General features: G+C 45.1%; 18 protein-coding genes. 8 read left to right on the forward strand and 10 right to left on the reverse strand.

What is annotated here, in order from left to right; all coding sequences use genetic code 11:
• Window positions 1-7: 7 nt before the first annotated feature.
• The 3 genes from NH568_RS11740 to NH568_RS11750 all read right to left on the reverse strand — a co-directional run bounded on the left by NH568_RS11740 (window position 8) and on the right by NH568_RS11750 (window position 3,611).
• Window positions 8-2,182 carry a cation:dicarboxylase symporter family transporter gene (locus tag NH568_RS11740; protein WP_253047500.1) on the reverse strand — a complete coding sequence of 725 codons (2,175 nt, stop codon included), beginning with the start codon at window positions 2,180-2,182 and terminating at the stop codon, window positions 8-10.
• Window positions 2,183-2,320: 138 nt separating this feature from the next.
• A complete protein-coding gene (locus tag NH568_RS11745) occupies window positions 2,321-2,512 on the reverse strand; it encodes a hypothetical protein (protein ID WP_054013305.1) in 192 nt (63 codons plus the stop codon).
• A 607-nt stretch (window positions 2,513-3,119) separates the two neighbouring features.
• On the reverse strand, window positions 3,120-3,611 hold the full coding sequence (locus tag NH568_RS11750) for a malate synthase (protein WP_253047503.1): 492 nt from the start codon (window positions 3,609-3,611) through the stop codon (window positions 3,120-3,122).
• Window positions 3,612-3,915: 304 nt separating this feature from the next.
• Between NH568_RS11750 and NH568_RS11755 the strand changes: the two genes are divergently transcribed.
• The gene (locus tag NH568_RS11755; protein WP_253047506.1) at window positions 3,916-5,409 is read left to right on the forward strand and encodes a DUF3612 domain-containing protein; all 1,494 of its coding nucleotides are present in this window, start codon (window positions 3,916-3,918) and stop codon (window positions 5,407-5,409) included.
• On the opposite strand, the gene NH568_RS11760 is transcribed toward NH568_RS11755, so the two are convergent.
• The 4 genes from NH568_RS11760 to soxR form a co-directional block, all read right to left on the reverse strand.
• The gene (locus NH568_RS11760) at window positions 5,406-5,867 is read right to left on the reverse strand and encodes a GyrI-like domain-containing protein (RefSeq protein ID WP_253047509.1); all 462 of its coding nucleotides are present in this window, start codon (window positions 5,865-5,867) and stop codon (window positions 5,406-5,408) included. The genes NH568_RS11755 and NH568_RS11760 overlap by 4 nt on opposite strands.
• A 292-nt stretch (window positions 5,868-6,159) precedes the next feature.
• A complete protein-coding gene (locus NH568_RS11765) occupies window positions 6,160-7,140 on the reverse strand; it encodes a hypothetical protein (RefSeq protein ID WP_253047511.1) in 981 nt (326 codons plus the stop codon).
• A 182-nt stretch (window positions 7,141-7,322) separates the two neighbouring features.
• Window positions 7,323-9,110, reverse strand: a complete 1,788-nt coding sequence (locus tag NH568_RS11770) for a DUF885 domain-containing protein (protein ID WP_253047514.1) — start codon at window positions 9,108-9,110, stop codon at window positions 7,323-7,325.
• Window positions 9,107-9,634: a redox-sensitive transcriptional activator SoxR gene (soxR, locus tag NH568_RS11775; RefSeq protein ID WP_253047517.1), complete on the reverse strand. Its 528-nt coding sequence runs from the start codon at window positions 9,632-9,634 to the stop codon at window positions 9,107-9,109. The genes NH568_RS11770 and soxR overlap by 4 nt, the downstream gene beginning before the upstream one ends.
• A 68-nt stretch (window positions 9,635-9,702) precedes the next feature.
• Between soxR and NH568_RS11780 the strand changes: the two genes are divergently transcribed.
• Window positions 9,703-10,164, forward strand: coding sequence for a flavodoxin family protein (locus tag NH568_RS11780; protein ID WP_253047520.1), 462 nt, complete (start codon window positions 9,703-9,705; stop codon window positions 10,162-10,164).
• A gap of 136 nt (window positions 10,165-10,300) precedes the next feature.
• Window positions 10,301-12,235, forward strand: coding sequence for a hypothetical protein (locus NH568_RS11785; protein WP_253047524.1), 1,935 nt, complete (start codon window positions 10,301-10,303; stop codon window positions 12,233-12,235).
• Window positions 12,236-12,321: 86 nt separating this feature from the next.
• Here NH568_RS11785 and NH568_RS11790 read toward each other — a convergent pair whose 3' ends face one another.
• Window positions 12,322-12,840 (reverse strand): hypothetical protein, encoded by a 519-nt coding sequence (locus tag NH568_RS11790; protein ID WP_253047527.1) that lies wholly within the window; start codon window positions 12,838-12,840, stop codon window positions 12,322-12,324.
• Window positions 12,841-13,048: 208 nt separating this feature from the next.
• Between NH568_RS11790 and NH568_RS11795 the strand changes: the two genes are divergently transcribed.
• The 3 genes from NH568_RS11795 (at window position 13,049) to NH568_RS11805 (ending at window position 16,086) form a co-directional block, all read left to right on the forward strand.
• A complete protein-coding gene (locus tag NH568_RS11795; protein ID WP_253047530.1) occupies window positions 13,049-13,507 on the forward strand; it encodes a DUF4920 domain-containing protein in 459 nt (152 codons plus the stop codon).
• An 85-nt stretch (window positions 13,508-13,592) separates the two neighbouring features.
• Window positions 13,593-14,816 (forward strand): cytosine permease, encoded by a 1,224-nt coding sequence (gene codB, locus NH568_RS11800; protein ID WP_253047565.1) that lies wholly within the window; start codon window positions 13,593-13,595, stop codon window positions 14,814-14,816.
• Between the two features lie 76 nt (window positions 14,817-14,892).
• Complete coding sequence (locus tag NH568_RS11805; protein ID WP_253047533.1) at window positions 14,893-16,086, forward strand: multidrug effflux MFS transporter; 1,194 nt, start codon at window positions 14,893-14,895, stop codon at window positions 16,084-16,086.
• An 84-nt stretch (window positions 16,087-16,170) separates the two neighbouring features.
• Here NH568_RS11805 and NH568_RS11810 read toward each other — a convergent pair whose 3' ends face one another.
• Window positions 16,171-16,857: a LipL32 family surface lipoprotein gene (locus NH568_RS11810; RefSeq protein ID WP_253047536.1), complete on the reverse strand. Its 687-nt coding sequence runs from the start codon at window positions 16,855-16,857 to the stop codon at window positions 16,171-16,173.
• Between the two features lie 539 nt (window positions 16,858-17,396).
• On the opposite strand from NH568_RS11810, the gene NH568_RS11815 reads away from it, so the two are divergent.
• The gene (locus NH568_RS11815) at window positions 17,397-18,452 is read left to right on the forward strand and encodes a hypothetical protein (protein ID WP_253047540.1); all 1,056 of its coding nucleotides are present in this window, start codon (window positions 17,397-17,399) and stop codon (window positions 18,450-18,452) included.
• Between the two features lie 36 nt (window positions 18,453-18,488).
• Entirely contained in the window at window positions 18,489-18,653 is a 165-nt protein-coding gene (locus tag NH568_RS11820; protein ID WP_253047543.1) for a hypothetical protein, read from the forward strand.
• A gap of 507 nt (window positions 18,654-19,160) precedes the next feature.
• Here the strand turns inward: NH568_RS11820 and NH568_RS11825 are convergent.
• Complete coding sequence (locus NH568_RS11825) at window positions 19,161-19,955, reverse strand: IS110 family transposase (RefSeq protein WP_349288009.1); 795 nt, start codon at window positions 19,953-19,955, stop codon at window positions 19,161-19,163.
• Between the last annotated feature and the right edge of the window lie 132 nt (window positions 19,956-20,087).

A 20,087-nucleotide genomic window follows, 5' to 3' on the forward strand; every position in this document is an offset into this window, starting at 1 on the left:
CTACATGCTAGTTGAGATCTAGTTTGAAATCGTAGTCAAGCTCGTCGATTAAAGACCAGCGATGCTGCTTGTTTTGTGTGCCTTTGCCAAGGATCCAGTAGTCATAGCTTTTGTTTATTTGCCCCTGACTGTGTTGAATTGTTAACCACGCATCGACAAAACTCAATATATCCAGGTTGCGCTTGGCGACAGCAAATCCAACTGGGTATTTTAGTTCTGCGCCTTTCGGTACGACAACGCCAAACTCTGGGTGGAACATACTCCAGGCAAAGCCAGCCTCAGCACTAATGACCATGGCATCAAATTGTTCATCTGCATCGAAAAATGTCTGATGGCTTGATAGAGCTGAAACATCTATATGTTTATGTTTTTTGGCCAGATCTTGCATCAGTGGCGTATATTCAACATGTGCCAAACGCAAGTTGGTTTGGTTCAGTACCTGCTCTCGTGTCGAAAAATCCTTCAGACGATGATCTTTGGCTATTAGGGCTAATTGCAACTCAAGCACTGGAGCACTGAATCTGACCTGGCTGAGATCTGCGATATTGATTTCTAACCCCGACATGGCGATGTCAAAAAAACCTTTGTTCAGATACTCGGCCAGCTGCGCTTTTTTAAACGGGATAAACTCGACTTTAACGTCCAGATCCGCAGCCAGTTTGTGTGCCAGGCTGATATCAAAGCCTACCAGTTCCCCTTTTTGGTTAAAATAGCTAAATGGCACGTTGTCCACCAGATAGCCAACTCTGAGTAGATCCCGCTTCTTGATCACTTCAATATTGGTCAATGAGAGTTCACCACTCTGATAGGCTTTAGGTACATGGTTGAGTACTTCCGCCGGAACTTTATCGGATACAACCATATTGGCAATGACTTCATCTGCGGCTTGTGTGCTCTGGGCCAAGTGATTGTTCGCAGAATAGCTCAGTAGCATAAAAGCCGGGAGGAGGGCGCTGAGCAGAGTCAGGTAGTAAACCGAGCGGATCCGCTTTAGGTGCAGTTGGCGCTTAGTGTAAAAAATACTCAGCAGCACGAACGAGAAAATATAAATCACAGTGGTCGGCGAGACGATTTTAGCCGTCAGCACAGACATAGACAGATATAGCTGGTAACTGTCTGCGGGGATTTTAAGGCTATCGAGCAAGTAAGGGATTGCGATATGTACGTTAGCAAAGTAGCTCAGCATGGCCGACAGCGTTACATTTGGCATTTGTTCCAGTGAGACCGGGCTACCAGTCAGCCAGGCTGCAAAGGTAACGAACATCAGCGTTGTGAGTTTTCCGAGGCTTGGGAAAGTATAGGCAATGGGTACCAACACTTCTGCAATGTGGTCTGACTCTTCATCGCTTCGCTTAATTTTTGCCAGGTGGGCTTTAATTCCCTCCGTTATCACCGGTAATACGATAAAAACATTGCCCGTACTGAATGCCGTGATCCAGGCATTGCGCATGACCATGATGAGGTCTCGGTATTTAACCGGGGTAAGTGCTGCAACCAGCATAGGAAGCAGCGCAAACATCAGGTAAAAGCCCAGACATGTCACCAACACCAGGTAAATTTGCAGGTTGTTTAACTCCTCCATGCTAATGGTGCCTGCGGTACTTGCAGTCATGGCGAAGATCCCGATAGGGAAGAGCTTGATAATCTTCTTAGAGATCAGAGATAAACCCTGACCGACTACTTCCAGCACATCAAGCAAGTTATTCTTTTGACCATTTGAAATCAGGGAAAGCCCCAGCGCAATACAGAAAATAACGAGTGCGGGTACATTCCCTTCGGCCATCGAAGCAAAGGGATTGGCAGGAATATACTGACTGACAAAATCGACCTCTGGTGCACTGGCAACTAATGCGGGCGAGAAAAAAGTACCGGCATCATGACTGGGCAAGGTAAGGGAAAAAGCCCAGATTACAGCCAGCCCAACGAGCCATAGGCTGATCATCACTGTGGTTGCCTTAATTAGAATAGACTTAACCTGATCCGGATTAAATTTTCCCAGGCCAACGACCAGACTTACGACAATATAAGGGAAAATGGTGATCTGCATCAGCTTAACAAAGCCTTCGCCAAGGGGTTTTAAAAATGCAACCCGTTCACCAAAAACCAGGCCACACACTATACCTAACAGCAGTGCCCACAGCATCCAATTGATGCGCTTTAACCAATCGATAACTAGCTTCATAATCCCAGTGCGCGAAATAAAAAGAGCGAGATTATATTGAGGTTAGCTGAAATTAATCTGAATGCAGTGTAAAGAAGGGGGAAAGTGATTGAATTAAGTGGCCAAATTACATCACTCGTAATTTGGCCGGTAGAGCGATTAGCACATTGCAGATGTACCACATGTTGCGCCTACACTCGGTGTACAAGTGTCTGTACATGCTCTGGTGTTACAGTAGTCCATAGCTGTGTAACGCAGGCCACCAGCGACCTGAGGTGTTGCGTCATTTACCAAAGTTGAGGCATTGATAGACAGGTTTTTCATTTTCTTTTTATTGATAACAAGCTTCATAATTAGATCCTTTGATTTTTTAGCACCCAACGTATTGTGGGCAAAACAGAAGATACTAGAAATAAATAAATTATCAACCTTTGTTTTAAATTATTATAGAAAAGTTGATAATCCGGTCCGCTTTTTCTAGTCGCTTTTGCAACTGATGACGAGCAAACAGTGTTTTTTAACCTGGTATTTGGATTGTTTAACACGTATATGGTTCCAGTTTGGCTGCGTTCTGAGCTGGAATGATAGATAGTGGGCATTTATTTGGTTGCTTTTGGCCGAAGAGTGGACAGAGCCGTCAAATAGCTCAAATAGAACGTCGAGGGGCGAGGTTGTTAAAAAAACGCTGATTAGCGTATTAAAGTTACATGAAGAAAGCTCGATATAGCTAACATGTGTGAGTAGTCCAAAACCGCAGAAACACGCGCAAGTCAGAGGGGAGACAATTCACAACAACACCTCAATGAGTGCATAAAGAGCGATGAGTTGGTTGTTGTCGCGTTGTGTGATTGACAGACGTTTTCAGTACCGGTTTCACGCAATTCCTTTGATTTGCTTGTGCCTGTATCATTACGGGCACAAGCTTCATACCGAACTTGTATCGCATTTGCAGACATAGTTACAGGCTGTAATCTTCACCATTTTTTGCCCGATAGCACTTACGGTCTTGTTGTGTGACCAGGGCATGCTGTACGCCAGACACAAAGCTCATCCACATACGACTGCCCTGTTCCCCTTCACCCGTGACTGGACTGAGAGGCGTTTCATATTGCACATCATTTAAATGAGCGCGATCGTGTCGGCCCGGTTCACATGCGGTATCAAAACTCAGTTCAATATGCATAGCATCGGCCTTTTTCAATAAGATCGCACTGGGCGACTCGCGGTGACCACACAAAGCGACAAACTGTTTGCAGTCTTTCAACCCACAGTGCTGTCCGTCGGCGAAAAACACCATCAGATGGTTGTAGTAAACAACGTAAGAGCTCACATCTTTATGAGATCCGAACTCCAAAGGGCAGTGCTGATCCAGGTACTGCTTTGCGACGATCAGCTTTTGGCATTCTGTGCTGGTGTTTTCTAGTTCTGTATGCTGAATTTGTGCTTTCATGTGTGTATTCCCAGTTACCATTGTTACCCGATACCTGTTGTCAGTGTGAGGTGAGAGCGGAATGGCTCATAATTCACCGGTTGTCGTCACACGTCTAAATATCGCTACTATTATTAACATCCTGCACAGTCCTGTGGGCATGCAGGTTCTTCTGTTGACAAATTCAGTGTATGAAAAAAAGCCGGTAAATTTCACAAAAAGAATTTTACAGTGTAAATTTTACAAAAACTGGTCTGACCATGTGTTGTGGCATAGTAGTGAGGCGCAGGTTAGAGCCCTCACAGACGTAAACAGGAATGAAGCGGTGAAAAAAAATTCAGAACTCATGAGAAAGTCACACTTTCTGGGCACCAAAATTCGCAATTTACGCAAGCGAAATCACTTAACACTCGAGGATCTGTCCACGCGGTGCATTCGAGTTGATCCGCATTCAGCGCCTTCAGTGTCGTATTTATCAATGATTGAGCGGGGAAAGCGCACTCCCAGCAGCGAAATGCTGGAGAATCTCGCTGAGGTGTTTCAGAAACCGGTTGACTGGTTTTTGGATAACGAACCTGAAGCGAATGAGATTACCCCGCAAAAAGGCCGTCATGGCGGGATCAGTGGTATGGCACTGGAACCCAATTTTTTGTTTGATAACGAGATATTACAGATTGCCATTCCTGAAATGTTATCTCAAACGGGGATCAGTGGACGCCAGTTTGCGCACCTATTGATCCGTGCGCACCAGGAACACCATCAGAATCACTTTCCGGATTTAGAACGAGCAGCTGAGGAGGTAGGAGGCAAAGACCTTTATCTAAACGCTGACAGCCTGTTATCCATGTTAAAGGCGCAGGGCCTCGTTGTGCACTGGTTTGATGAAGCGCCCAGAGAAGTCATTGATGAAAGTGGTCATATGTTTCAACGTGTGATCACCTCATACTTTGCCCCTCCAAACGAAGTACATGTCAATCGCATGTTACAGCACAATCAGCCCCGGCTGAAATACGATCTGGCGGTGCACCTTGGTCATGCGGTTTTGCACAACAGAGAAGGACTTCAATGCGTACTTGGTTCCGGGGGCGTCAGTGGTGGAACGAATGGCGATGAATCTGCACCTAACGCACAGGATATTCTATCTGCATGGCATGATTTTGAATCCAGCTTTTTTGCTGGTGCTTTATTGTGTCCCAAAGTTGCCTATCGGCAGCTTTTGGATTCCTATGGATACGAAACACATATCCATCAGGCGCTTGGAATTTCGCCTTCGGTTGCCATGCGCAGGATGACGGTTGCATCGCCATATCCTCACTGGCATTACTTTGACGCATATTTACCAGGCAAGCTGAAGGCTGTTTATCGTGGCAATGGTATTCCGTTGCCCTGGGGCAATATGCGCAGTGTTGCAGACCCCTGCCAGCATTGGGCTGTGTTCAGGAAGTTTCAGCAGCAGGCGATGCAGGCGAGTGCGCAGCTCTCCGTACTTAATGTGAATAATCAGCCCAGACTCTATTGCTGTGAATCCATTAAAGTCAACGATGTAGCAGATAATCCACATGTGCTGTGTGCCGGTATTGATTTAAATCCGGCGATTGCAGCGCAGGGGTTAGATGCCAATGAAGTGGTGCAGGAATTACAGGCACTGTGTATTAAACAAGGGGGGGCAAGTGTGGTGCCGTGGCATTTGAAAAAGCAGCTGCAAAGTGTCGCTAAGATTCTCAATATCAACTGGATAGAGCGGGGCATTGCCAACGATGTACGCGTTATCTGTACACGCGGCAAGGCCTGTCCCCGACAGCCTGGGTGTTATGATTAGAGAATAGAAATCGCGATTTCGACTTCGTTGCTCTGATGATAAATCTCTATGTCCTGGCCAAAGGCACGTTGATACGGGCAGTCACTTTGTTCAAAGTAACGCCAGACTAGCTCCCAAAGCCGAATCGCCGTTTGGGGCATTTCGCCTTGTGCTGCGAAGCTTAAATAACGTCCGCCAGAAAAACGGTAAATCTGCAGTGCGTTGTCGTTATCGACTCGCTCTGATAGGCCTGGTGCATCGCAGGCCACCGTGATGTTGTAGTCACCATGTTGATCTGATTCATAATGTGAATAAATACCATAGAGTGTCGTGTTATCCTCTATCAGAGAAGCGTAGTTGTGGTAAAAACTCTGCCATAATTGAGCTATTTTACCATCTGTCTCTGTTTGTTCATGATGATTATTGGTGCGGGTACTGATCCCCACAAACTGACGTGAAGTCAACGTTTTTACTTCCATTAGATTCCCTGATTACTCGTCGTATATCGCGAAAATTGCTACTACTCCGAATATCTGTCCCTGTCTGCTGGCATAATCACAACGCTGAGTGTGACCTTTTAGCGTTTCAATAGAAGGTGGAGATTGCAATTTTATATGTATATTAAATAGCCACTTAGACTAATTTTAAAGCGAGAGAATGGTAACACAGTGTGAACTTTAGGCAAGCGGGTGGGAAGAAAAATCTCCATGCCTTTAGGTGTATTGTGGCGGCTGGGAACGCACCACAATACAATTCAACAAAATGTGAGTGTTACTGTCCATCTTGTCCGCGCCAGTCCCAGTCAGGGTAAAATGTGCCATTTACCGTGGCGTTGAGACCAGAAATAATAGAATTGGGTTTATCGACAGATTGCCACCCGCTTGCAGTGGAGTTTTTAAGTTCAAAAACCACATTGCCCCAAAGCCAGTAAGGGCCAGCAATGGAAGACTGATTGTAAGCTGCAAACAGGGTCTGACCACCCATCATGATTTCCTTGACGGTACTTTGATTGTCAACTTCTGCAACGGCTTTGCTCCAGATCTTGAGTAGCGTGATGCTGGATTGGTTGTCGCCCAGAAAATACCCGTTACCAGAAACTTCGACGTCATCAAACTGATTGCTGCTGGTTGTTCGGGCCATTGAGGTATCCAGGATATTAAGCGCAATTTGTTGATTTCCTTGCATTAGATTTGCTACTGAACTACCCGAGACCTGAAGCTGAAAGTTGCTTTGGTTCTTAGCAAACAGGGTACTATTATCATCAGCAACAAAAGGGTAAAACGGTGCTTTTGGATTGAATACATAGGCTGTTTTCAGGCCATCAATGGTGACGGTGGCATTGGCTTCAATGCGCAGCGCTCGGATCTTATCGGGTGTATCAATAGTGAAGTTTCTGAGTGACGATACAGCCGAACTGATGACAATGGCTGTTTGTTGTTGGTGCGAACTGTGCAGTGAGATGGTTGCATTGTCCGGCGAGCTGCCGCTTAGTGATAACCCGTCTCGCTCAATGAGGATCGGCCCTTCACATTGCCCCGAAAACACAACGGTCATCTCAAGCGATAGTGAATGGAGGTAATCAAGTATACGCTTGAGCGCCTGTGGATTATTGTGACAATTGACGATGATTTCGTGATAACTGTTCAGTTCAGCCTCATTATCGTGCTCTTCAATTAGCTGCTGTGCCGAGACACTGCAAGCTGAAATGCACAAGGGTGCGATGACCCTCGCGAGTGCGTTTAGTGAGTTCATTCCTGTGACCTTTCATGTTGCTGCAATGAAAATAAAATGTAGCTTTTGTTGCTCCTTTGGTCAATTGATTTTACTAATTTGATTGGCCGTGCTTGCACATCAACCTGGTACAGGAAAATATAATGAGTAATGTCAGAGAGCTATGCCGGGGTGATTCACCCGGCATAGTGCAATCAGCGTCTTTAGTTCATTAGCTGACGTATGAATTTAACCGGGGCGCTGCCATAGCTCAGAAATTGCTCATGGAATGCTTTGAGGTTGAAATCGTCCTGCAGTTTTGTCTTTTGCTCTTCGCGCAGGTCGTAAATTTCACGAAATCCACTGTAATAACTGGTTAACTGCACCTGACTCAGTGTCGCGCGTCGCCACTTACCTTCTGCTTCTGCCTGCTCCTGGAAAGCCCCATTCATGAGCAGATCTAATCCCTGCTCTTTGCTGATCCCTTTAACCTGAATGCCGTAATCTAAAATGGTGTTACAGATCACACGAAGGTTCCATTTATAGTACATTAGCCACATTTCTGGCTCGAAATTACCATAGCCCTCTTCAAGCATCATGCGTTCTGTATACACAGCCCAGCCTTCAACCATAGCGCCGTTACCGAAGATACTTTTGACCAGAGACGGAGAGGTATTGGAATAAACAAGCTGGGTGTAGTGCCCTGGAACTGCTTCATGAATGTTGAGGATCTGCAATATCCAGTGGTTGTATTCACGCAATAAAGAACCGGCTTGCTCATCAGTCAGGCCGTCGAGTGGCTCTACGTTGTAATACGTGTTTTCTTTTTTCTCATAAGGGCCCGGTGCCGAAATGGATGCCAGCGCAAAGCCTCGCATGTAGTCTGGAGTCTGTCGAACAACCAGAGGTTTTTCCGGATCTAAAGTTAGCAAGTCCTTCTCCATGACAAAGCGTTCCAGTTCCGGGATCTGGCGCTTAATTTCATCTACAAACTGGGATTTATCGACATGGCGCTGAGACAGGTGCTTTATCAGTGTAGCAATGGCTTGACTGTCATCATCAGGGCGCGCGGTTTGCGGGAAGTATTTCGGCCAGAGCTGTGTAGTCAGCGTGACCATTTCCGCAGTGACCCGTGCTTTGTCGGCAAGTGCTTTTTCATACATCTGTTTAGCGGTGTAGCCCGATTGAATATCAAAAGCAAACTTCTCTTCATAGAGCGCTTCTCCAATCCGGAAACTGCGTGCTTGACCGGTTTTCTGCATTTCCTGCTCAAGCTCTGACAGGAAATCTATGTAGCCGTTAATTGCGGTTTTCGCGTTGGCAAAACGCTGTTTAAACAGCGCTTTTTCCTGTGCACTAAAAGAAGAGAGTGCATCAGCACGGGTTAATAAGTCATCGGTTAGTACGCTAAATGCCCCTTTATTTTGCTGGATCGCTAGTTGAGTATATTCTTGCGTCGGATCATCAATGTTGGCCTGTGCGGCACGATAATAGTCAGGGACGTATTGTAGCCGATTAAGAACCTGGCGGAGCTTTTGTTCTTCCGATTTAAAGCGGCTGTTCAGGATATTTGCAAACCCGTATGACACGTTGTAACTGCTCGGATCCCACTGCCAGCGTTTAAATTTTTCCTGGCCCCAGCGGGTACTTTTTAATTCGTTTTCAATCAGATAGTAGTCAATTTTCAGATTGTCACTGAGTTGCTCTGCATCGAATGATTGCAGACTGGCCAGTTGCGCGTCAATAAAAGCCAGGTTGGCTGCACGATTAGCGGCATCGGGAATGGTGATCACGTCATCGTACTTGCCGTAGCCTCGATATACTGACAGTTCGGGGTATTGTTGCCAATATTGCTCAATAAATTGATTTGAAAAGGTTTTGAAGGCGGCATCTTGTTGCTGTTGGCCTGTTACTGAAGCAGTTGTCTGTGTACGTGACTGGTCTTGAGTTTGAACACAGCCAGCAAGGGCAAAGATGGCAGCCAGAGAAAGGCTGATCACCGTTTTTTTCATTCGCTTGTTCCTTTAATGTGGTTTTTCTTATCATAACAAGATTTCACGACCTTTGCCTGCTCTGGACTATCAATGAGCACAGCACCTGTACCCGCCTGAGCCATCACATCTTCCGGGTTGTACATAGGACAGCGGCTCATGGATAAACAGCCACACCCTATGCAGCCATCCACCATGTCACGGACACGCTGCATGTAGGCGATTTTTTCGTCCAGCTTTGCCTGCCACTGTCTGGACATATTTGCCCAGTCTTGTTTGCTCGGAGTGTCGCTATGTGGCAATGCCAACAGCGTTTCTTTGATTTCAGCCAGGGTGATCCCCATTTTTTGTCCCGCTTTAATAACGGCAATGCGGCGTAAAACATCTTTTTTGTATCGTCTTTGATTTCCGGTATTACGCCAACTGCGGATCAAGCCTTTATTTTCATAGAAGTGAAGTGCAGACACTGCGACGTCGGCACGTTTTGCGACTTGTCCGACACTGAGTCTCGGCTCGTCTCGTTCCGGTTTATTGTTTGTCGTCATTGTTTCGCTTTACCTGAATCTTGGTTGAGGTTTTAGAGTAACAGCAAATAATACATTGGAGAACCACTATGAAATCAGTCATTTTATACTCAAGTTCAAAAAAACACGGGAATACTGCGCACTCAGTACAAAAGTTGGCACCAAAATTACAAGCAGATTGCATTTATCTCGATGATTATGAAATTAATGACTATTGCTATAACCACACTAATAGTGATGATGGTTTTCGCACCTTGTTTCGTCACTTACTGAACTATGATCATATTGTTTTTGCGTCACCAGTTTACTGGTATGCAACGACGCCCAGAATGAAGGCATTCTTTGACCGTATCACAGAGTTTATGGATGACGAAGCATTACAGCCAGAGTTGAGAAAGCTGCGTAATAAAGAGTTTTCAATACTTTCAAATTCGATTAAACAGGCTGCGCCAGAGTGCTTCGTTGAGGTGTTCCAAAGAACCTGTGAGTACCTTGGTATGACCTGTCGCAGCCAAATTCATCATCAGTATCCGTATGAGGGAGACAAATAAAAAATGATTTTTTCTGGTTAAAAAATAGGCGTTAATTATTTCATTAAACTAAACTGTCATTGCTGTGACACAGAGACTCGATTGTCAGGTTCTGTGCACAGCAAAAATCAGTAACCGTCGAAACCAGGAATTACCCATGAAGATATACAAGCTGCGCAACTGGCTTGTTATATTGTCAGTTTTCATTCTTGCCTCCTGCCTGGGAGACGATGACGACGACAATACTAAAACGCCAGATACAACTGCACAAACCACAGAGATCAAAGTGAGCCCGGCTTTGGGACTAATCCGAAATGCTACAGTCAGGCTTGTTCTACTTGCCAATAATACGCCAATTGAAGGGGCAACCGGTAACACCGGAGAGTCCGGCGTTGCAACCATAGCCCTTTCATCAGCTATCGATGAACCTTTTATCGTCGAGGTGATAGGCGGAGGGAGCGCTGAATATTTTGATGAAGCCAAAGGTACATTTCTGGCTTTGCCGGCAGATGCCACACTACGCGCTGTCTTGGGAGCTTTTCAGTCTGAAGTCGGGGTTACAACGCTGACCGAAATTGCCGCAACAGCCATATTGAATACAGGGGCTACAAGTACAGCAGCCATAGAGCTGGTTAACGAGCAGGTACGTGTTGCTCTGGCTCCGGCTCTGACCGATATAACCGCTCCACCTCAGTTAATTGGTGCGAACAGCGGTGTGACTGCAAGCAGTGATCAGGCGGGCATATATGCTGTTTCTCTTGCTGCCTTGGCGCAGCTTGGTGATTCGTCGAGTTCACCGGCACTAGCGATTGTAGATGCGTTGCGTGCTGACTTTCTGGATTTAACGATTGACGGAAAGGTTGGCGATAAAGTGTTCGAATCACCTTTGTACAACGCCAGTAATTTTATCAGTGAATACACCAGTGCCATTCAGGCATACGCACAACAGGTAGGGTTAACAGCTGACCTCAATACAACTTTTTCTTTGGACAACATCAAGAAAACGCTTGAAGGGTTAGGTGACATTTTTGCAGGCTTGGATCTTGGCTCGCTTGAGCTGGATTTTGTGCCTGGCGGTTTATCTTCTGGATCAGGAGGTGATTCAGGCGGTGACAATACCGGTGAAGGCAACACTTTGACCATTACTGGTACTTCGACCGTGGCGGGTGTCACGACAGAAATACCCAAAATCACTATCAATAACGTACCTGCGCCAGATCCCAATGATCTTGAAACCATTAAAAAGCAGATTGAGGATTCGTTTGTTCAACAAAATCTGACAGTGAATGATCTGGTTTTTGAATTGGTGAGCAGTTCGGCAACCGAGATTGTGGTATCTGTGCGTTATTCTGTGACCACTCAGGGGGTAACTGTTTCATCTGATTTAACTTATACCTGGACGCTGACCGGTGATGACAATAACGACGTGATGTTACCAGAAGTACTCAAAGGCCAGGCATTTGAATTGATGTTTATGTTAGCGAATAACGGCAGTAGCTATGCCGACGGTCAGAAAGTCAAATTTACTTTCTCAAGTTCTGGCATGATGTTTATAGACACTGATCCGGACGCGAACAATGGAGACGAAATGTCGCTTGATGGTGTGATGATGGAGGGATCTGAATATGTCTACAAAGACGATGGCGGGTTTATGTACAAGGTATCTGTAACAGCCACAGGCATTAAGGAAATCAATCTGTTCACCATGGAAAATCAATTACTGGGCTCCTTTATCGCTGCAGGAGTTACCAATCTGGATCTGGTAACGGCAAAAGCAGGTGAGTACAGAGTAACCGGCACAGGTCATACACGTGGCACTGTGGTGATTGGCTCTGATGGTGCCATCGACTTTGACACAGGTATCACTTACGCGCAAAGTGACATAACAAGAATTGACGATCGTACGGGACCGGAGCTGGAAGAGCCTCGTATCCAGGTGAATTATGGACAGGATGACGATGGGCCGGTGATCAACCTGTTTTTGTCGCAAGACCGTATGCAGATCACCAGTATCCAGTACAGAATACGTTCGGAAGGTGTTGATGTCATGGTGACGGTTGAAGGCACAGTGACGGGTGGTGGTGGCGGTTAATCACTAAACTTAATGAGTAAAAGCGGGTGAAAACCCGCTTTTACTGTTATATGACTGCCTGATTCAGGCACGCTTGTTTAGTGTGCTTACCACTTAAACAGTTTACACCTTTGCTGGGTGTTGCCCTGATAATTGGAGACAACCACGTGTCCAACTTTTGACTCGCGGATTGGGTCGAAGCTGAAGGTATTCATGTTGACGTCAATCGTTCCGTTGCTGTCGAGCTTGTATGACACTTGTAGCTTGGTGCTACCGACTTCAAACAGGCTTAAGAACTCATCGTTGAGCAGATATTGGTCAATCACAACACCATTGTTTTCATCAATAGCATAATGGCCCAGGTTTTCGTTGATTGTCAGTAAACTATAGTTGCGAACATTTTTTCTCGCCCCCTCTCCATAGGTCACGATCCAGTCAGCCTTGTCGTCTACAGATTCGCCAATTTCCAGTGACATTGGAAACTGGTATAGCGTTCCGCGAACAGGGGAGATTACTTCGCACTGACCTTTGTAATATCCCTGCCATTGCTGTGGTGAAGCCTGTGCGGTTGCGCTCAGCATTGTTATTGTTGTAAGTGCCAAAGCAAATTTGATCATCTTATTCATACTATTTTCCTTTGTGATAGTGTTTACCCAATTAAGGTAATTGTAACCAGTTAAACTTGCAACACTGGATGTAATGCTTTGTAAATAGAGTGTCTTTTAAGTAGCCTGCTTGTATACTACCTGTTTGGGGACTTCGAAATCGGCAAAAGATTGTTATTAATATCAGATCCTTAACAACCAATTGCCAAAGCTAAATATGAGGATGAATATGTTTATAAGAACGGCGCTGGTTCTGCTGCTTTCTTTGTGTGTATCGCCAGCTCAGGCTCAGCCATTGGAATTCGCCGGTGGTGCTGACCGAGCGGATGTGATTGACGCTACAAAATTACTTAGTCTGGCGCCTCAGTATCATCAGAGCGAAGTAACGGTGAAAGGCACTGTGACCAAAGTATGTAAAAAGCGCGGTTGCTGGATGACACTGAATGTAGATAACACAGAGCAAATCACTGTAAAAGTGCGTGATGGTGATATGGTATTTCCAATGTCGGCGGTTGGCAAAACCGCCTATGCAACTGGCCGGTTTGAAGTGTTTGAACTGACATTGGAAAAATCGCGTAGGTATCTGGCTCACAAAGCCGAAGAAAATGGCGAAGTGTTTGATGCAGATGCGATACAGAAGCCGATTACTGTGTACAGGCTTAAGCCCCGCGCAGTCACGATTCTCTGAGCAAACGCCGAATATACTCCATAATGTTTCCACGGTTGTGTGCTGTACTTAGGTTTTACCTTTGTTATACCAAAAAGGCCACAATGTGACTGAAGACAGTAACTATGGACTCAAGCCCGTTCCAGAGTCAGCCAGAAAAGGAGGCATTGCTTTATCCCTGCTGATGCTGGGACTCACATTTTTCTCCGCCAGTATGTGGACCGGAGGCACCCTGGGGACGGGGCTTTCATTTGATGATTTTTTTCTGGCAGTATTAGTCGGTAACTTATTGCTGGGCATATACACATCAGCATTGGGTTATATAGGTGCATCCACCGGATTGTCTACCCATTTGCTGGCACGATTTTCATTTGGTGTGAAGGGATCATGGTTGCCTTCCATGCTATTGGGCGGCACTCAGGTCGGTTGGTTTGGAGTTGGGGTGGCGATGTTTGCCATACCTGTCCATAAGGCAACAGGGTTTGATACCAATGTGCTGATCATGTTGGCTGGCCTTGCAATGACCACAACGGTTTATTTCGGTATTTCCGCATTAATGGCGTTGTCTGTCATTGCTGTACCAGCGATTGCTTTGCTGGGAGGGTACTCCGTGTGGCTTGCTGTGCAAGAAGTGGGCGGGATCAGTGAGCTACAGTCATTGGTACCAGCAGATCCTATGCCTATGAGTGCTGCAATCGCATTGGTGGTTGGGTCGTTTATTTCAGCCGGTACGTTAACTGCCGACTTTGTACGTTTTGCTCGCCGACCCTCAAGTGCGGTGTTGATCACTCTGATAGCCTTTTTTCTGGGTAACAGTTTAATGTTCATTTTTGGCGCTGCCGGTGGTGCGGTAATGGGAGAATCTGACATCGCACAAGTGTTGATGCTGCAAGGTTTACTTGTTCCCGCCATTGTGGTTTTAGGTCTGAACATTTGGACGACTAATGACAATGCACTGTATGCCTCAGGACTTGGCTTTGCGAATATCACTGGCTGGTCCAGTCGCAATCTGGCTGTGATCAATGGACTGATTGGCACACTCAGTGCGCTGTGGCTCTACAATCATTTTGTCAGTTGGCTTACCTTTTTGTCTGCGGCCATTCCACCAATTGGTGGTGTACTGGTAGCCGATTATTTAATCAATAAACAGCGTTATCACGCATTTGAGCAAATGCAATGGCAAACTGTGCGTTGGAGCGCGATTGTTGCTGTCTTTGTGGGCGTGTTGGTTGGGCATCTGTTGCCTGGTATTGTCCCCCTAAATGCCGTACTGTCGGCAGCACTCTGTTATTCGGTTGTTTCTCGATGGGAGAGCTGTATTGCGCGATAACTGCGGCTGAGTGTGCGTGCGGATTGATACCTAAAATGATATAATTCGTGCCCTTCACACTCTCATTTGGCACTCAATGGACGACACCGAAAAGTATTTTAATATTCGTGTAATACTACCGCTGTTAGCAAGTATTGTGGCAATTACTCCTTTAGCGATAGACATGTACCTGCCCGCAATGCTGGTGATAGCCGACAGCCTTGGTACAGACATGCCTCAGGTCCAGGTTTCGCTCAGTATTTATCTTGCTGGTTATGCTATTGGTATGATGGTATTTGGTCCACTGGCAGATCAATTAGGCAGGCGAAAATTGGCATTGTTTGGGCTGGGTGGATTTGCCGTTAGTTCATTTTTAATTGCATTTAGCAGCGATGTTTCGCAATTGTGGTTCTTGCGTGCTGCACAAGCGTTTACTGGCTCAGCGGCAACTGTCGTGGTGCCTGGGATCATACGACATATCTATCAGGCCAACACGGCAAAAGGTATGTCCTATGTCTCTATGATCATGATGGTCGCGCCCCTGATAGCCCCCAGTGTAGGGTCGGCCATTATGGGGTTGGCAAGCTGGCAGTGGATTTTTCTTACGCTGGCAAGTTATGCCGTTTTGGTCATGTTCCTCGCTTACTTCTATCTTGTGGAAGTGCCTATTTATAAAAGTGACAAGCGCGGTTTTCACTTGTTCCTGGATAGCTATGCAACGGTATTGGGTAAACGCAGTGCGTTGCCCGATATCCTGAGTTCCATGCTGGTATCTTTTGGCTTCTTTTGTTTTCTCACCTCTGTGTCCTTTGTTTATCTCGATTACTTTGGAGTATCTGAACAGCTTTTTGGGGTGCTGTTTGCCTTTAATGTTGTGGCGCTGATGTTGGGAAATTTTATTAATACAAGGCTAGTGCCCAAAGTGGGCTCACGTAAAATGTTGTATTACGGCCTGTTGCTTGGTTTGCTCAGTGCATCCGCATTATTAATGTTTAGCCTGATGGATTTGTCTTTGTATTATATTGTGCTGAGTATTGCGCCTTTGATGATGAGCTTGGGGGTCAGCGCAGCCAACGCAGATGCGCTCATTTTGCTGGAGTTTGAGAAAAACTCGGGTACAGCGACGGCAGTGATCGGAACGCTTAGGTTTGGTAGCGGGGCTTTAGTAGGGCCTTTGCTTGCCTTACTCCACGCTAACAACACGGTTCCTTTTTCAGCAATGATGTTTGGCGCGGTTGCTATCACGGCTTTGGTTCAGGGTTTCCGTTTTATTACGCATCATCACAAATAACATGACCAAAGAGACAAGATAAAAACGAAAATGCCAGCCCGGGTAAGGCTGGCATAACTTAATTGGTCTGTGAAGTTGTCTGGATTACAGCTTATTGTTTACCAACGCGTCTAATTCAGACAACGATGCCGCAATTTTCACACCAGGTACATTGGTACCTATGGTTGCTTCAAAAGAGCCTTCAACAGAAGAGCGGAATGACGTAAAGCCGATGCGATATACACCACGTACCAGCGCTTCAGTCGGGTTATTCATCGAAGTTGTTTTACGCAACAATGAGTTATAGCTAGCGCCACTTGGATTTGCTGGCAATTCACTGCTGTCATCATTGCGCCCCAGGTTTTGCAGTACTTTCCCGCCGTCAGCAATGCTGCCGCTGTCTATGATGTTCATACGATCTAAGACGATATAGGTATCGAAAAACTTGTTGGCGTCCTTTGCCATACCTGGTTTAAAGTTCGCGTGGACAAAGTCTTTGTCACCAGGCGTAGCAACGGCAGGTGAAATCATTGAAACGCCAATTTCATCTACTGCTGCGGGCACCCAGACATACAGGTAGTAAGTGTCTTTACCTTTATATTTACCCTCTGGCACAACAGATTTATCAACATAGCCAAAGTAGTTGCTGTAATTGGCATAAGGGAGACGTGCTTCAATCCCGGCTACACCTTCAGAAACAGAGCTTTTAAGGTGTGGACCAGTACTCATACAACCTGCAAGAGTGGTTAGCGCAATCAGAGGGAGGATCTTTCCGGATAACTTCATTTTCATTGTGTTGACTCCATGTCACCATTTTTAAATTCGTTCGAATTATAGGCATGTACTGGAGAAAGTAAAACAGTTTTTTACAGTTCAACTGCCGGTTAGGAACAGCTAATTCGTACTTTTGGGGTGCTTACACAGCTCTGTGGCAAGATAGCCCTGTGTTTCAAAGAAAATTTTGCGTGTTTTTAGGTACGCTATTTCTGCTTGCTTGATTATGAATGACTCACTCTCGAACAGCCGATACGAGCTTGGCTTCACACGTGGCTGTGTTCAACTTTTACGTCAATTACTGCTCTTTCCCGTCCTTTACAAGACTGAAATTTTTTGTTTCTGAGATACATTACTCCTGCTATTAAATAGCAAAAGCTAACTGGAAGGGATATTAAAAAATTATTTAAAAAAATGTTTTTCTGAATTGTATCGGTACTTGTTGCGTAGTTATTTCAGGTGAAATAATCGGAAACAATTTGAATTGAGAAAGTAATTGCCTATAGCGGCGTAAAGTCTGTATAAAAAATGAAAAGGTTTTCTGTGGTTATGTTTTCATGACAAATAATTCTATATTAATAATTACAAATACAAATGACGTTCACGCACTTTTGTTCGGGAGTTATCTTAATAAAAATGGAGTTGATGTTGATTTTTGGTATTGTGATAAATACCCGAATTATTGTAACGCATCTATTGTTTTTTCATCAAAAGAGACAACAAAAATAAAAATTCGTTCAAATAATGGTGTTGAAAAAATGCTATCTGAGTATGGACTGGTATGGCTAAGAAAGCTGAGCAGGCCGAAATTACATGATTTTGTTCATGAAGATGACTTAGCGTTTTCAGAATCAGAGTCCTATAAGCACCTATGCAATTTTTTGACTATCGCGTCTCGATACTCAAATTGGATAAATACCTTTGAAGCGACAGAGTTTGCTGAGCGAAAGCTCGTTCAACTAGAAGCTGCCAGGGATATCGGATTCAAACTTCCTGAGACAGTTGTAACCAGTATACTTCAAGAGTCTCGCCCGCTTTTTGAACAACATGGAGATGTTATATTTAAAGCCTACACGCAAACTTCGTGGGCAGTTGATGATGCACTTAAGTATAACCATACCGCAAGAATTGAATACCAGGAGGAATTTGCGGAGGGTTTAGCTTTTACACCGAGTATTTTTCAGAATTTTGTCGACAAAGCCTATGAACTCCGGGTAGTGGTATTCGGGAATGAACTTGTAGCAATGAAAATAAAATCAAGTTCAGAGGAGTCAAGAGTTGACTGGCGAGGTCATGAAAGTACTTTACAATATGAGCATTATTTACTTGATGAATCATTGAGTGCGAAATGCCTTGCTTTGCTAAAAAAACTAAATCTGAAGTTTGCCTGTATTGATATTGTTGCGAGCATTGATGGTTCTTATACTTTTTTGGAGTTAAATACAGCAGGAAATTTTCTATGGATGGATGTTGAGTTTCCTGAGCTTAATGTATGCAATAAGTTATTAAGTTACATTTTAAGAAGGTTGGGTGGGGAGGCCCATTATAAAATAGATCTAAATGAATTCTACGATAGCGAGATTTACCAAAATTGGTATGTGTCGATGTCGTGAATACCACTAGTAATTATAAAAGTAAGGAAAAAGAAAATGAAAGAAAATAATAAACCTAGAGTATTAGCCCACACATTCTCACGCCAACTAAAAAAGGATGAAGCTTCACAGGTTGCTGGCGGGATCCGAATGCGAGAAACAGGTACGACTAATGGTAAAGGAGATAGATTTGGTAGTGGTGATGACGTGATCTGGGAGTGATTAGAGTCTGACTAGAAAAACCTGTGCACATAGGTGCACAGGTTTATTTTTTAAACCATAGAAATAGAAGCTGAAAATATACGGAAAAATATATACAAAATATACGGACACCCAGGAAAGCCTGCAAAGAAAATATACAGACATATATGGACGCTCCAGCTATGTCAAGCCGAGTAGGCCTGCGGGGTAGCGAGTTTTCGTTATCCCGTTCGTTATGTTACCCGTGTTGCCATGCCTGATGTTTGGTCCAGTCCGCTATAAATGTGTTGCTCTGACATATATCCGGGCTTAACTGATTGTTCAGCGCCCCTAATGAGTTCCGAGCCTGCACACCCTAAAGTTAATACACCCACTCGGTCTGTAACGACCGTGCCTTCGTCGGGTTTTGCGCAGGCAGGGTTGGACCTTTTTTCATCGTATTTTGGCAAACAGATAAGCGGTTGTCAGTGGCTCACTACACCCACACGGGTTCAACGACCCTTGTCTGTTCCGAGCTCACCTGACAACCTAAACTTTGATGCATTGTGCCGCCCCCGATTGTGTATATTGTGGCCGATACGGTTCATTTTTCTGTAGTAATATCCACATCAACCTGGCCAGCCGGTGGGCAGTGGCCACAATGGTTTTATTGACTCCAACACGCTCTCGCAAAGCGCTAACCCAGCGATTTAAATCATCGTCCTTTTTGTGTACATGCGTGACCACAGTACGTGCACCGTGGATTAATTGCTTGCGCAGATATCTGTCCCCTCGTTTGGTGATATGGCTCAGAACGCTTTTATCGGCGGAGGCATATTGTCTGGGTGTGAGCCCTAGCCAAACACCTAACTCTTTGGCACTATTAAATGCCTGGCCTTTATCTATGCTGGCACTAAAAGCAGACGCGATGATAGGGCCTACACCTGGCAGGGATTGCAGGATTTCAGCAGCCGGACTGCGTTGGTTTGCATCTCGAAACAGAGAATCGAGTTGTCTTAACTGGCGTTCAAAGGCTCTCAGTTCGGCGCAAGTTTCATGTATAAGCAACAGAATAACCGGTTGCTGTTGTTGGTCGAGTAAGGTCTGAATGTGATTGTAAAAAGCGCGATAGCTTTTAGGTGTTTCAATGCCAAATTCAAGCAAAAAACTCCGGGTCTGGTTCAGACATGCGGTACGCGCCTTAATTAACCTTTCTCTCATCCGGTGCAGTAATAATACGGCTTGCTGCGATTGTGATTTCACAGGCACAAAGCGAATGTAAGGCCGCTGACTGGCTTCATAAAAGAAAATATACAGACACCCAGCGTTACCTGACCCTATTATGGATCGCTATGTTCTAAATTGAAGTGCACCACTATAGTTCAAGTTAGCTATTTTGGAGGTGCAAAATGGGTCAAAAATACTGTCATTTGAGTCATCAAGAGCGGAAGCTTATTTTTAATTGGTCTCACTATC

The sequence above is a fragment of the Pseudoalteromonas sp. XMcav2-N genome (assembly GCF_024124545.1).
Taxonomy (GTDB): Bacteria; Pseudomonadota; Gammaproteobacteria; order Enterobacterales; family Alteromonadaceae; genus Pseudoalteromonas.

What these genes read in the sequence shown, in the direction of transcription:
- NH568_RS11805 (WP_253047533.1), top strand. Translation starts at nt 14,893, where the DNA reads ATGGACGACACCGAAAAGTATTTTAATATTCGTGTAATACTACCGCTG.
- NH568_RS11810 (WP_253047536.1), bottom strand. Translation starts at nt 16,857, where the DNA reads ATGAAAATGAAGTTATCCGGAAAGATCCTCCCTCTGATTGCGCTAACC.
- NH568_RS11765 (WP_253047511.1), bottom strand. Translation starts at nt 7,140, where the DNA reads ATGAACTCACTAAACGCACTCGCGAGGGTCATCGCACCCTTGTGCATT.
- NH568_RS11790 (WP_253047527.1), bottom strand. Translation starts at nt 12,840, where the DNA reads ATGAATAAGATGATCAAATTTGCTTTGGCACTTACAACAATAACAATG.
- NH568_RS11760 (WP_253047509.1), bottom strand. Translation starts at nt 5,867, where the DNA reads ATGGAAGTAAAAACGTTGACTTCACGTCAGTTTGTGGGGATCAGTACC.
- NH568_RS11785 (WP_253047524.1), top strand. Translation starts at nt 10,301, where the DNA reads ATGAAGATATACAAGCTGCGCAACTGGCTTGTTATATTGTCAGTTTTC.
- NH568_RS11770 (WP_253047514.1), bottom strand. Translation starts at nt 9,110, where the DNA reads ATGAAAAAAACGGTGATCAGCCTTTCTCTGGCTGCCATCTTTGCCCTT.
- NH568_RS11820 (WP_253047543.1), top strand. Translation starts at nt 18,489, where the DNA reads ATGAAAGAAAATAATAAACCTAGAGTATTAGCCCACACATTCTCACGC.
- soxR (WP_253047517.1), bottom strand. Translation starts at nt 9,634, where the DNA reads ATGACGACAAACAATAAACCGGAACGAGACGAGCCGAGACTCAGTGTC.
- NH568_RS11815 (WP_253047540.1), top strand. Translation starts at nt 17,397, where the DNA reads ATGACAAATAATTCTATATTAATAATTACAAATACAAATGACGTTCAC.
- NH568_RS11780 (WP_253047520.1), top strand. Translation starts at nt 9,703, where the DNA reads ATGAAATCAGTCATTTTATACTCAAGTTCAAAAAAACACGGGAATACT.
- NH568_RS11795 (WP_253047530.1), top strand. Translation starts at nt 13,049, where the DNA reads ATGTTTATAAGAACGGCGCTGGTTCTGCTGCTTTCTTTGTGTGTATCG.
- NH568_RS11745 (WP_054013305.1), bottom strand. Translation starts at nt 2,512, where the DNA reads ATGAAGCTTGTTATCAATAAAAAGAAAATGAAAAACCTGTCTATCAAT.
- NH568_RS11750 (WP_253047503.1), bottom strand. Translation starts at nt 3,611, where the DNA reads ATGAAAGCACAAATTCAGCATACAGAACTAGAAAACACCAGCACAGAA.
- NH568_RS11740 (WP_253047500.1), bottom strand. Translation starts at nt 2,182, where the DNA reads ATGAAGCTAGTTATCGATTGGTTAAAGCGCATCAATTGGATGCTGTGG.